Origin of the sequence: Ruminococcoides intestinihominis (genome assembly GCF_040096285.1) — a bacterium.
GTDB classification, from domain to species: domain Bacteria; phylum Bacillota; class Clostridia; order Oscillospirales; family Acutalibacteraceae; genus Ruminococcoides; species Ruminococcoides intestinihominis.
This window is the reverse complement of record NZ_JBBMEY010000024.1, coordinates 16048-29771: the sequence shown is the minus strand read 5'-3', so window position 1 is coordinate 29771 and position 13724 is coordinate 16048. Positions and strand designations below refer to the sequence as shown.

Below are 13724 nucleotides of genomic sequence, written 5' to 3'. Positions count from 1 at the left end.
GAAGGAGTTTGTTTTTTATACTCATCGCTAAAGCTTTTTTGAACCCCCGATACAATCGGGGGTTTTCGTTATACAATTAAAAAATCATCTGTTAATTAACAGATGATTTCACTTTATCTTATATATACTATAAATCTAATTAACACCAACTATTATACTTAATATACATCTACAATATATGGCAATAACAAATCCTTTAACTTTTCTTCAGTTAAATAATTGGGAATCGTACCCATTACTGCAAGCCATGGTTGGTATGTTAAATTCTCAGCAATATAAAAATCATCAACTGCATAAAGCATATTAAAATTGCCATTTACTGATACATAGTAATCATTAACGTAGTTTAGTATTCCCTCTTTTTCTATTAGTTTGTTCAATGGGAATGGTATTTTTTGTAACTGAACTTAGTTATTCATCCTTTCACCTTGCTATTAGAATATACTCAAATTATAGTATATTTGAGTGTAAACTACAATACTATTAATAATATTAAAAGAAAGTCGGCTAACATAAAATTTATGTTAACCGACTTTTAGGGTATATAGAATATTGGGTAAAACAAATTTAGTAGGTAGTAATTACTTAATAAAATTATGAATTTCTGAAGAAATTCGTTTTGCTACCATTGGATTATTCATTGTATAGATATGAACACCATCTACATCACTTGTAAGTAAATCAATGATTTGGCTTATACCATAGGACATACCTGCATCAAAAATGGCATCTTTGTTACTGCCAAATTTATTAACTATTCTTTCAAGTTGTGGTGGGATTGTAACTCCACATAAAGATACCATTTTCTCAAGTTGAGATTTACTGATAGCAGGCATAATACCGGCTATAATCGGTGCATCAATATCAGCTACTTTGCACTTTTCCTGAAAATCATAGAAATAATTGTTATCAAAAAATAACTGTGAAAGTAATACTTCTGCACCCGAATTGACCTTTTCTTTAAGATGCTTAATATCATCTACTGAGTTCTCTGACTCTGGGTGGCATTCAGGATAACAAGCACCTAAAAAGCAAAAATTATATTTTGACTTCATATATTTAATTAAATCCGATGCATATTTAAAGTCATTCTTAGCTTGAATATTAGGAATTTTATCTCCTCTTAAAGCAAGAATATTCTGTACACCTGACTGTTGAAGTTGTTTTGCAATTAAGTCAATTTCAGCTTTACTGCAATTTAAGCAAGTTAAATGAACAACAGGTTCAATGTTATACTTTTCTTTGATTTTTCTTGCAACTTCTATGGTACTATTACAGTTTTCGCTACCACCTGTACCAAAGGTTACACTGATAAAATCAGGATTAAGTTCACACAAAATATCAAGTGTTTCATCAATACTGCTTAATTCACTGTTCTTTTCAGGTGGGACAATTTCAAAAGAAAGAGTTTTCTTTTTGTCTTTATATAGTTCAGAAACTTTCATTACTTTACTTCTTTTCTAATAATCTTTGCAGCCTCAACCATATTCTTTAGGCTCTTTTCTGTTTCAGGGATACCTCTTGTTTTTAGACCACAGTCTGGATTAACCCATAGATTTTCTTTGTCAATCTTATTTAGCATTAGGTGAAGTGCATTAACAATTTCTTCAACTGATGGAACTCTAGGTGAATGAATGTCATATACACCCGGACCTACTTCTGTTTCAAAGTTATGTTCCTTTAATGAAGTTAAAATCTGCAAATCTGAACGAGATGCCTCAAATGTAATAACATCAGCATCCATATCATCAATAGCAGGGATAATATCTGTAAATTCACTGTAACACATATGTGTGTGAATCTGAGTATCTGCTTTAACTCCACTATGAGTTAGTCTAAATGCAGGAATTGCAAAATCCAAATATTCTTTCTGCCAATCAGACTTACGAAGTGGTAGCTTTTCTCTTAAAGCTGCCTCATCAATTTGGATAATTTTAATTCCTTTCTTTTCAAGGTCAAGAACTTCATCACGAATAGCAAGTGCAATCTGTGAGATAGAGTCTTTAATAGAAATATCTTCTCTTGGGAATGACCAATTTAGGATAGTTACAGGGCCTGTAAGCATACCTTTCATAATCTTATTTGTTAATGACTGAGCATATACTGACCAATCAACTGTAATTGGCTTTTCTCGATATACATCACCCCAGATAATTGGAGGCTTAACACATCTTGTACCGTATGACTGTACCCATGCTTTTTCTGTAAATAGGAAACCTCCAAGTGCTTCACCAAAGTACTCTACCATATCATTTCTTTCATACTCGCCATGAACAAGTACATCAAGACCGATTTCTTCCTGAAATTTAACACATTCTGCAATTTTCTTTTTGTTGAAATCTACATATTCTTCCTTAGAGATTTCACCTTTTTTAAATGCTGAACGGTTAACCTTTACTTCCTTAGTCTGTGGAAATGAACCGATAGTTGTTGTTGGGAATAACGGTAGGTTAAGTTCAATCTTTTGAAGTTTCTGTCTTTCTGCTCTTGCAGGTAGTCTTGTATAGTCCTTATCTGTAACACTGGATAGTCTGTCATGTACAGCCTGATTAAAGCAATCTCTCTGTTCTGTAAATAACTTCTTATTATTCTTGTATGTTTCTTCATTTGCATAATCACTTAAGTCAGCTAATAATTTTAACTCTGATAGTTCAACTAGCTTTTCTTCTGCAAAAGAGAAATGAGAAAGGTACTTAGCATCTAGCTTTGTTTCATGCTTTAGAGTATAAGGAACATGAAGTAATGAACAAGATGTTGAAAGCACTGTGTTAATACCCTTATTCTTCAAATCATTAAGAGTTTCAAGTGTCTTTTCATAATGGTTCTTCCAGATATTTTTACCATTTACAAGACCTGCAAATAAAACCTTATCACTTGGGAAACCAAACTTATTAACTAGGTTATATGTTTCTTTACCCTCAATAAAGTCAAGACCAATACCATCAAATGGCTTGTTAATTAAATCAGCATATACATCTCTTACATCACCGAAGTATGTTTGTAGAAGGACTTTGCAATTCTGCTTAGTTGAAAGGATTTCATCATAAATCTTGTTAAATAATGCTAGGTCATCACTTGTCATATCCTTTACAAGTGACGGTTCATCAACCTGTAACCACTTAACACCGTTTTCTTCACACTTAGTAACTAAGTCCTTATAAGCATTGATAACTGCATCTACAAAATCAGCACAAGTTTTGTTGCCTGTAAATCTACATAACTTTAGTAAAGTATATGGACCGATAACAACCGGTTTTGTTTCGATACCTAAAGACTTTGCTTCATTGTATTCATCAAATAGTTTGTTGCCAACTAGCTTGATTTCTGTATCATCCTCAACTTCAGGAACAATGTAGTGATAGTTAGTGTTGAACCACTTTTTCATTGCAAGTGCTTTAACATCACCTGAATTATCCTGAAAACCACGAGCCATAGCAAAGTAAGTATCAAGGTTAGAAAGGTTAAGTTCCCTATATCTGTTAGGGATGATATTAAATAATACTGCTGTATCTAAAGTCATATCATAAAAAGAAAAATCATTGCTTGAAATAAAGTCAATACCGGAACTCTTCTGAGTATTCCAATGAATTTCACGCAAAGACTTTGCAGTATCCAAAAGTTCAACTGAAGTGATTTCTTTTCTGAAATACTTTTCGGAAGCAAACTTAAGTTCTCTTAATGTACCGATTCTAGGGTATCCAATAACTGATGTTTTCATAATATTCTCCAATTCAGAATTTATATTTTACCGATATTTATATCGCTTGGTGTTAATTATATAACAATCACTTTGATTTGTATAATATATATAATTATAAGTTTGCTATAGTTTTAAACTATAGCAATAATGATTTTGAACATCAGTTATAAAATCGAGTTTGTTATTATGTAATTTTTTATCATAGCGCCGTGCCTTTCTTTGGGATAAAAAGATTTTTCATATCTGTTTTTTCTAATTTTAGTAGTTGAATCTTTTTATCTATTCCACCGGCATAACCTGTTAAGCTACCATTTGTGCCAACAACTCTATGACAAGGAATAATAATTGAAATAGAATTATGACTGACTGCACCACCTACTGCTTGAGCAGACATTCTATTAGTGCCTTTTTCTTTAGCTATTATATTTGCAATTTCACCATAGGTCATAGTTTTGCCATATGGAATGGTGAGCATAGCTTCCCATACTGCTTTACGGAATGGTGTTGTTTTCATCAATAACGGTGGTATAAAATCAGGTTCTTTGCCACTAAAATAAATATCAAGCCACTGTGTCACTTCTGTAAAAATAGAAAGTGACTTTTCTATATGCTCTCCTTTTATTGAATCGGCATAGTATTTTTGTCCATCAAACCATAAGCCAATGAGATAATCACCGTCACTAGCCATTGTAATTCTGCCAAGTGGTGAATTGTAATAATATGTATAAATCATTCTCCTATTGCCTCCCTATAAGTTTTGTAATTACAATTATATCATTATAATCAACTATTTAAAGTAAATTATTTATTTATTTCAAGCCACATTAATCTGGTATTATTAATTAATATCAAATTGGTAGTTTTAATATAACCATATAATTTATATAATTGTGGCAACAGTTTTGAAATGAAAGGAAAATTTGTTATGAGTAACGAAAGATTTGAATTAAATAAGAATTTAGCACAAATGTTAAAGGGTGGAGTAATTATGGATGTTACTACACCTGAACAGGCTAAGATTGCTGAAGAAGCCGGTGCTTGTGCAGTTATGGCTCTTGAAAGAATCCCTGCCGATATTAGAGCAGCCGGTGGTGTTTCTAGAATGAGCGACCCTAAGATGATTAAGGGTATTCAGGAAGCTGTTTCTATCCCTGTTATGGCTAAGTGCAGAATCGGTCACTTTGCAGAAGCACAGATTCTTGAGGCTATTGAAATTGACTACATTGATGAAAGTGAAGTTCTATCTCCTGCTGATGATGTTTATCACATTGACAAGACAAACTTTAAAGTACCATTCGTATGTGGTGCTAAAGACCTTGGTGAGGCACTAAGAAGAATTAATGAAGGTGCATCAATGATTAGAACTAAGGGTGAACCGGGTACAGGTGATGTTGTTCAGGCAGTTAAGCATATGAGAATGATGCAGTCTGAAATCAGAAGACTTGTTTCTATGAGCACAGATGAACTATATGAGGCTGCTAAGCAGTTACAAGTTCCTTACAACCTTGTTCAGTATGTACACGAAAACGGTAAGCTACCTGTTGTTAACTTTGCTGCCGGTGGTGTTGCAACTCCTGCTGATGCTGCTCTAATGATGCAGTTAGGTGCTGAAGGTGTATTCGTAGGTTCAGGTATCTTTAAGTCAGGCAACCCTAAGAAGAGAGCTAACGCTATTGTTAAGGCTGTTACTAACTACAATGATGCTAAGATGCTTGCTGAACTTTCAGAAGACCTTGGTGAAGCTATGGTTGGTATCAACGAACAGGAAATTGAAATTCTAATGGCTGAAAGAGGAAAATAATAATGATTATTGCTGTTTTATCTTTGCAAGGTGCAGTAATTGAACATATCCAAATGCTAGATAAACTAGGTATTGAAACTTTTGAAATTAGAAAAAAGTCTGACCTAGATAAGCACTTTGACGGTTTGATTATTCCCGGTGGTGAAAGCACAGTACAAGGTAAATTACTTCATGAACTTGATATTTATGATACATTAAAAGAAAAGATTGAAAATGGTTTGCCTGTATTCGGTACTTGTGCCGGACTGCTACTTCTTGCTAAAAGTATTGATAATGACAATAAGACTCACTTAGCTACTATGGATATTACTGCTATGAGAAATGCTTATGGCAGACAGTTAGGCAGTTTCTATACTAAAAGTTCATTTGACGATAAAGATGAAATTCCTATGACATTTATCAGAGCACCTTATATTTCAAGTGTGGGTGATAATGTTAAGGTACTTGCTACAGTTGACGGTAAAATTGTTGGTGCAAGAGAGGGCAATCAGCTTGTAACTGCTTTTCATCCTGAACTAAATGATGACTTAACAGTACATAAATATTTTGTAGATATTATAAAAGAAAATATGTGATTTTCCCTTTTTAGAGAATTTCATATTATATATTACATAACCGATGGATGTTTTCTGTTTTATTCAGAAAGCATCCATTTTTTATTACCTATTTATCCATATACACTCACAATAATAAAATCATTACATAATTTATAGTGACTAAAAATTTTAAGGTGATTGTATGTCACAAGTAATAGATTTATGTAAAGCTGAATTAAACAAAGACTATATTGTTCATAAGATAAAAAATAACAACAAGGTATATGAGAATTACGGAATATTTGAAAATGCACCTATTGTACCTTTATACAGAAGTATGGGCAAAAACATTTCTGCTTACAAAACTTATTACGGTATCTTTGCTATTAGAAATGAAACTGCTGAAAACATAAAGGTGAGAAATGTGTGATAATAATTTAGTAATATTAATCGGTAACCCTAATGTGGGTAAAAGTTCTATATTCAACAGGCTTACAGGGGACAATCAACACACAGGTAATTGGACAGGTAAAACTGTTGAATGTGCAGAAGGCAAGTTAAAATGCAACAAGGATATTTGTATTGTTGATTTACCGGGTATATACACTTTATGTGCTGCTAATGCTGAAGAAATTTGCAGTAAAAAATTTTTGTTACAACACAAAGATGCACTTGTAATAGTGGTCGTTGATGGTAATAACATATACAAAAGCCTTACACTTATTGAGGAAGTTTCTAACATAACAAGTAATGTAATTATATGTATCAATCAATATAAAAGTGCTACAAAGTCCGGCACTAAAATTAACATAGATAAGCTAAAAGAAATACTGAAAATTCCAATTGTTACTACAGAGGCTACTGACAGAAGTTCACTTGATATACTTAATAATATAATAAATATTAATATAAACAATCATTTTCCTACACCTATAAAACATAGAAAACTTGATAAGGAAAATATTATTAAAGAAGTTGTTGATGACAGGTGCAATGACAGGCAAAGAAAGTTAGATAAAATTTTCACTTCAAAAGTCACAGGTATTCCTATAATGTTTTTGTTACTTGCAATGGTACTGTACATTACTATTATTGGTGCTAACTATCCCAGTGATTTTTTGAGTTATATATTTGCTAAAGGTGGAGAATATCTATATGAATTTTTAAACTATATTTCTTTGCCTAGTTATATAATTTCTTTAATATGTGATGGTGTGTATAGGACAGTAACATGGGTAGTTGCAGTTATGTTGCCACCTATGGCTATCTTCTTCCCTATATTTTCTTTACTTGAGAATTTTGGATATTTACCTAGAGTTGCATTTAATTTAGACAGAGTGTTTTGTAAAGCTAATTGCAGTGGAAAACAAGCATTAACTATGTGTATGGGTTTTGGTTGTAATGCTTGTGGTGTTACCGGTTGTAGGATAATTAACAACAGAGAGCAAAGGCTAAATGCTATTGTTACAAATAACTTTGTACCTTGTAACGGTAGGTTTCCTACACTTATTTCCATTATCACTATATTTATGACTTCTTACTTTAGCAGTAAATTACGGTCACTTGTATCTGCATTAATACTTACGGGATTTATTATATTAAGTATTATTGTTTCTATGGGTATTTCATTTTTACTTAGCAAAACTATACTGAAAAACGGAAACAAAGATTTTGTAATGGAAATGCCTAAATACAAGAAACCTAAAATCTTTGCTACTATTTATGAGTCAATTAAGAATAGAGCCGTTTTCGTGTTGCTTAGGGCATTAGTTGTGGCTTTACCTGCCGGTGCTATAATTTGGTTATGTGGTAATATTAAAATCAATGACTATACTATACTAAGTTATATTGTAAATTTTCTTAATCCGATTGGAAAAGTATTTGGACTTGACGGTGAAATACTTATTGCATTGTTACTGGGCTTTCCGGCTAATGAAATTGTAATTCCTATTATGTTAATGGCTTATTGTGGCAGTAGTACACTTGTTGAATGTAGTGACTTAGGAGCATTAAGTAACCTATTAGTCAGTAACGGTTGGACTATTAAAAATGCAATTTGTATGATAATTATTGTATTAATGCACTTTCCATGTTCAACAACTTGCCTTACTATTTATAAGGAAACAAAAAGTAAATTATGGACTTTGATTTCTATTTTATTACCGACTATAACAGGATTAATATTTTGTTTTCTTATAAATATAGTTATGTAAAAAAGGTATCTCACTTACTTACTAAAGTTTGTGAGATACCTTTTTAATTCATATTAAATTTTAAAAAGCTACTTAACACATAAATATGCAAAATATCCGGCATAACAAAGTAACATTAATATACCACAAGGTCGTCTTAATTCTTTATGTTTAATTGTACCTAACCAAAGAATTATACCTGCACCGATAGCTACACAAGTATCAATTAAGAACTTGCTTTCAAATGGCACATCACAGATAAGACCTGTAATACCGATTACAAATAATATATTAAAGATATTACTGCCTACTATATTACCGATAGCTATACCAACATTACCTTTCTTTGCTGCTGTAATTGAAGTTACAAGTTCAGGTAGTGAAGTACCAAATGCAACAATAGTTAAGCCGATAAATCTATCACTCATACCAAAGAACTTTGCTATGTAAGATGCACCATCTACTGCAAAGTCACTGCCCTTTACTACCATAATGCCACCTATAACCATAAGCAATAGGCATTTCCAAACCGGAAAATCTTTTGCAGTTTCTTCTTCGGTAGGTGAACCCTTTTTAGCCATATAAAATAGATAGCCAAGAAAAGCAACAAATAGAATACACAGAATTACACTTTCAAAGAAAGTAATCTTTGAATCTGTATAACCGAATATCATCATTACAACAGTAATACCTATCATAAAGGGGATTTCATAATATAAAGTTGATTTTTGGATAGCAACACTTGTTATAACTGAGGTAATACCTAGAATAATCAAAATATTCATAATGTTACTACCTACAACATTACCTACTGTAATTCCGGCATTACCGTTTATTGCAGCAGTAATACTAACTGCTGCCTCAGGCATACTTGTACCCATTGCTACAATGGTAAGCCCAACTATTAACTGAGGTATTCCCATTTTCTTTGCAATACTTGCAGCACCCTCAACAAACCAATCAGCACCCTTTACAAGTAACAGGAAACCAACCAGCAATAAAAGCACTTGTAATATCATCATAACTGTTCCTCTTTTCGTTCTAAATCATTACTTAATCAAGAAATATAATAACATAATCTACATATAAAAACAATCAAAATAGTAACATAAAATTTATAAAAATGATTGTAAAATCTTGACTATTTTTGGGTGTTGTAATAAAATAAAAACAAGCAGTTAGTTATAGCTTACTAACTGCAAAAATAATCACAAAAGGAGTTTTTAAAATGTTAGACATTCTAAAGAATGAAAAATTATGGTGTGCAGTTGCAGGTGCAGCAGCAATAGTTGTAGGTAAGAAAGTACTTAAGTCTGAAAAGACAAGAAACCTAGCAGTTACAGGTCTTGCAAAAGGTATGAAGCTACAGAATGATGCAAAGGCTACATTCCAGAACATTAAGGATGAAGCTTCTGACATTTGTTATGATGCTAAAACTGAAGCAGGTATTACAGAAGAAGCAGTAGCTGAATAATAAGAAGTGAATATTAATGAAATTCAAAATTGTATATGATAAACCTTGTCGTATTCGTTTTAGATGTGGCAACTATGCTATACCTAAAGAATATGAGGAGAGTATTCGCTTTTATATTTCTACAAATAGTTTTGTAAAAGAAGTTTATGTTACAAGCATTAACGGTGGTATTCTTGTTATGTACAAGACCGGTTTCAGAGATAAGGTTGTTGAATTAGTTAAGAACCTTAATATAAACACTCTTGCTCCTATGACAGAAAAAAGAGAATATGGCATAAAAGAAATTGATAAAGAATTTAAAGACAGTTTACTTAAAATTGCTTTAAAGAGAGTATTTTTCAAAGCATTTATACCTAACCCTATTGCCACAGCACTTACAATTTACAACAGTGTTAAGTACATTAAAAATGGCTTAAAAGCACTTAGTGAATGTAAGCTAAATGTTGATGTACTGGACAGTGCATCTATTGTCGCTTGTTTTGTCAGAAAGAACTTTAAAACTGCAAGTACAGTTATGTTCTTACTATCAATTTCCAGCTTACTGGAAAAATATACCAGAGAAAGAACAAAAGCTGTATTAACTGACAGTCTAGTTATTAAGACTGATAAGGTATGGCTGGTAACTTCCGGTGAAGATGTTGAGATACCTATTACAGAACTACAAGTTGGGGATAAAATCCGTATTCATACAGGTAATGTTATTCCTATTGACGGTATTGTTACTGATGGTGAAGCTACTGTTAACGAAGCATCTATTACAGGTGAATCTCTACCGGTAATGAAAGTTGCTGATACTTCTGTTTATGCAGGTACAGTAATTGAAGAAGGTTCTGTTGTTGTAAAAGTTAGAGAACTTTCTTCTAACACAAAGATTAGCAAGATTATTGAACTAATTGATAATTCAGAAAATCTAAAGGCTAGTGTACAGAGTAACGCAGAAAACTTAGCTGACAGAATTGTACCATTCAGTTTCTTAGGATTCTTCTTAACATTGATTTTCACAAGAAATGTAAACAAGGCTCTTTCACTTTTGATGGTTGACTATTCTTGTGCTATTAAGCTATCAACCCCTATTGCAGTAATTTCTGCTATTAGAGAGGCTGCAGTACACGATATTACTATTAAGGGTTGTAAATACCTTGAAGCATTCTCAAATGCTGATACTATTGTATTTGACAAGACAGGTACACTAACTAATGCTGAACCTACACTTGAAAAGATAGTTTCATTTGGCAAATACAGTGAAGAAGAAATACTAAAAATTGCTGCTTGTCTTGAGGAACATTTCCCTCACAGTGTAGCAAATGCAGTTGTAAATGCTGCTAATGAAAGAGGTATTGCTCATTTAGAGGAACATACTGAAGTTAACTATGTTGTAGCACATGGTATTTCTACTACACTACATGGCAAGAAAGCTATTATCGGTAGTAAGCACTTTGTTGTTGAAGATGAACACATAACTGTTACTGATGAACAAGATGAACTTATCAATGAAAAGTCCGGTGCTTGTTCTGTACTTTACCTAGCTATTGGTGATGAATTAGTCGGTGTTCTTTGTATTAGCGATCCTCCAAGGGCTGATGCTAAGGATGCTATTACTGAACTAAAGTCACTAGGTATTGATAACATTGTTATGCTAACAGGTGACAGTTATAAGGCAGCAAAAATGACTGCTGAACAACTTGGCATTACAGAATACAAGTATCAAGTACTACCTGAGGACAAACATAAGTACATAGAAGATTTGAAAGATAAAGGTCACTGTGTAATTATGGTTGGTGACGGTATTAATGATACCCCGGCTTTGGCTGCTGCTAATGTATCTGTTGCAATGAATGATGCATCAGATATTGCAAGAGAAACTGCTGATATTACTATTAAAGATTCTTCACTAAATCAGCTGGCTAGAGTTAGAATTTTAAGTAAAGAATTGATGGAGAGAATTCATAAAAACTACAGATTTATTTTAGGGTTTAATTCTTCCCTACTTTTACTTGGTTTTATGGGTGTTATTACTCCTTCCATTTCAGCTTTACTTCACAATGCATCAACAATGATGATTTGTGCAAAGTCTATGACTCCTTTATCCGATAAGAAAAATAAAGATAAAGAAGTTAAGAAAATTGAAGAAACATCATCAACAGAAGAATGATGATACATAAAAACAGACATCAACTGTAAAAAGTTGGTGTCTGTTTCTTTTATATAATTATGTATGTATTTAATTCTCTTTATGTGTTTTAAATCCGATAACTTGAAGTGCAAGGCATGCAACTGCAAGTATTAATAAGATAATAAAACTAAAGCAGCACATACGCTTGTACCAACTGCTACTGCAAACTGCATTAATGTATTAAAAGAAATATTACCATATGCCTTTTGCTGAACAGGAAATCGCAAGTTAACGATAGTCATAGTATTACCAAAAGCTATACCACAACCGATACCAAAAATAATATAGAAACCTATTACCATATATGTAATAAGTAACATACCGAAAATTGTAAACAACAGTACCTCTATTGCCAAATTAAACAAAAAACTGTTTGTAGACCTTTGCTCTGATGATTCAATCATTTCAGCTGAAAAACCTGTTTCTTCATAGTATCTTTAATGATTTTTAAGTCATATAATCATCTCTGGAATATCAACTTACCGTATGAGGGACTAGCCATTTACCTTTCCACACATAGATAACCATTAATACTAGACCTACTATCCAAGATACCGGATACAAAACATAGATACCGTCTATTGTACTAAAGAATGGTAATGCCACTTGTAACCATACTATTCTAAATAGGCACATTGAAGTAAGTAGTACAACCATTGGTGGAATACTCTTGCCTGTACCTCTAACTGTACCGGCTAGACATTGCAAACAACTGATTAAAATATAGAATGGACAGAAGTAATCCATTGCCAGTTTACCGTATTCTATTACATTAGGGTCATTTGTGAAAAGTCGCATTAATGGTGTTGAGAAAGTTAGAAGTAAAATACCTGTTATGATAGTATAAACTGCACCCATTGCTAGTGTAATCCACATACCCTTTTTTACTCTGTCAATTTTATTAGCACCATAGTTTTGACCTACAAATGTGGTAATAGCCATACTGAAGCTTAATACCGGTAAAATATTGAAACCATCTATCTTCATATATGCACCAAAACCAGCCATAGCTGATGCACCAAACTGATTTACACTTGACTGTACAAGTACATTGGAAAGTGAAATTGTCATATTTTGAATACCGGTAGGTAAACCTATTTTGATTATTCTGTCGGCAGTAGATTTATTAAGCTTTATATCTTTTAACTTAATTTTATAAGGTTCATTTACTTTTACCAAATAACCTATTGCTAATATACAAGAAACTACTTGGCTAATATCTGTAGCAATAGCAGCACCCTCAACACCCATTCCCAGAATATTGATAAACACAATATCAAGGATGATATTTGTAACTGAGGCATAGCCTAAATAATAAAGTGACCTTTTAGAATTACCTGCTGCATTAAGAATACCTGATGCCATATTATATACAACATTAAATAATAAACCACCTGAATATATCCTTAAATATGTAACTGAGTCACCTAAAACTTCTTTAGGGGTATTCATCCAAATAAGTATTTGCCTACTAAGGAGTACACCACCTAATGTTAAGACTAAACCTAAAATTATTGAAATTGCTACTGCTGTATGAACTGCATCATGGGTTCTCTTTCTATCCTCAGCGCCTAAATACTGAGATACTACAACACCTGCACCTGTTGCTGCACCTTGGCTAAAGGCTATTAACAAATAAATCAGTGATGTACTGGAGCCTACTGCTGCTAAGGCATTACTGCCTACAAAGTTACCTACTATAATTGAATCAACTGTACTGTAAAGTTGTTGAAGTAAATTACCTAAAATAAGTGGTATTGAAAAGAATAATATTTGCTTAACTATATTACCTTGTGTCATTAAATTTGTTTTTCTTTTGGCAATAGCCATTTATATCATCTTCCCTAC

The 13724-nt window shown here is 32.6% G+C and carries 13 protein-coding genes; 6 read left to right on the top strand and 7 right to left on the bottom strand.

The genetic code is table 11. The annotated features are described in order from the left end of the window. Window positions 1–158: 158 nt before the first annotated feature. From WMO18_RS07165 to WMO18_RS07150, 4 genes are all read right to left on the bottom strand, one after another. A complete protein-coding gene (locus tag WMO18_RS07165) occupies window positions 159–380 on the bottom strand; it encodes a hypothetical protein (protein WP_211147841.1) in 222 nt (73 codons plus the stop codon). 201 nt (window positions 381–581) lie between these two features. Continuing rightward, the gene (gene metF, locus WMO18_RS07160) at window positions 582–1445 is read right to left on the bottom strand and encodes a methylenetetrahydrofolate reductase [NAD(P)H] (RefSeq protein ID WP_211147842.1); all 864 of its coding nucleotides are present in this window, start codon (window positions 1443–1445) and stop codon (window positions 582–584) included. Next, a complete protein-coding gene (metE, locus tag WMO18_RS07155) occupies window positions 1445–3718 on the bottom strand; it encodes a 5-methyltetrahydropteroyltriglutamate--homocysteine S-methyltransferase (protein WP_211147843.1) in 2274 nt (757 codons plus the stop codon). The genes metF and metE overlap by 1 nt, the downstream gene beginning before the upstream one ends. Window positions 3719–3899: 181 nt before the next feature. After that, complete coding sequence (locus WMO18_RS07150) at window positions 3900–4433, bottom strand: methylated-DNA--[protein]-cysteine S-methyltransferase (protein WP_211147844.1); 534 nt, start codon at window positions 4431–4433, stop codon at window positions 3900–3902. A gap of 192 nt (window positions 4434–4625) precedes the next feature. Between WMO18_RS07150 and pdxS the strand changes: the two genes are divergently transcribed. From pdxS to feoB, 4 genes are all read left to right on the top strand, one after another. Beyond that, entirely contained in the window at window positions 4626–5501 is an 876-nt protein-coding gene (gene pdxS, locus WMO18_RS07145; protein WP_211147845.1) for a pyridoxal 5'-phosphate synthase lyase subunit PdxS, read from the top strand. A gap of 2 nt (window positions 5502–5503) precedes the next feature. Next, entirely contained in the window at window positions 5504–6076 is a 573-nt protein-coding gene (gene pdxT, locus WMO18_RS07140; protein ID WP_211147846.1) for a pyridoxal 5'-phosphate synthase glutaminase subunit PdxT, read from the top strand. A 163-nt stretch (window positions 6077–6239) separates the two neighbouring features. Further along, on the top strand, window positions 6240–6467 hold the full coding sequence (locus WMO18_RS07135; protein ID WP_138157724.1) for a hypothetical protein: 228 nt from the start codon (window positions 6240–6242) through the stop codon (window positions 6465–6467). After that, entirely contained in the window at window positions 6460–8250 is a 1791-nt protein-coding gene (gene feoB / locus WMO18_RS07130) for a ferrous iron transporter B (protein WP_211147847.1), read from the top strand. The genes WMO18_RS07135 and feoB overlap by 8 nt, the downstream gene beginning before the upstream one ends. Window positions 8251–8318: 68 nt before the next feature. Here the strand turns inward: feoB and WMO18_RS07125 are convergent, their stop codons facing one another. Next, the gene (locus WMO18_RS07125; protein WP_022506096.1) at window positions 8319–9251 is read right to left on the bottom strand and encodes a calcium/sodium antiporter; all 933 of its coding nucleotides are present in this window, start codon (window positions 9249–9251) and stop codon (window positions 8319–8321) included. Between the two features lie 206 nt (window positions 9252–9457). Here WMO18_RS07125 and WMO18_RS07120 point away from each other — a divergent pair, with 206 nt between their 5' ends. Together WMO18_RS07120 and WMO18_RS07115 are read left to right on the top strand one after the other, a co-directional pair. Continuing rightward, window positions 9458–9703, top strand: a complete 246-nt coding sequence (locus tag WMO18_RS07120; RefSeq protein WP_022506095.1) for a hypothetical protein — start codon at window positions 9458–9460, stop codon at window positions 9701–9703. Window positions 9704–9719: 16 nt separating this feature from the next. Then, entirely contained in the window at window positions 9720–11855 is a 2136-nt protein-coding gene (locus WMO18_RS07115; protein WP_211147848.1) for a heavy metal translocating P-type ATPase, read from the top strand. Between the two features lie 131 nt (window positions 11856–11986). Here WMO18_RS07115 and WMO18_RS07110 read toward each other — a convergent pair whose 3' ends face one another. Together WMO18_RS07110 and WMO18_RS07105 are read right to left on the bottom strand one after the other, a co-directional pair. Further along, window positions 11987–12196, bottom strand: coding sequence for a hypothetical protein (locus tag WMO18_RS07110; RefSeq protein WP_367286496.1), 210 nt, complete (start codon window positions 12194–12196; stop codon window positions 11987–11989). A gap of 154 nt (window positions 12197–12350) precedes the next feature. Then, window positions 12351–13706, bottom strand: coding sequence for an MATE family efflux transporter (locus tag WMO18_RS07105; RefSeq protein ID WP_211147850.1), 1356 nt, complete (start codon window positions 13704–13706; stop codon window positions 12351–12353). Between the last annotated feature and the right edge of the window lie 18 nt (window positions 13707–13724).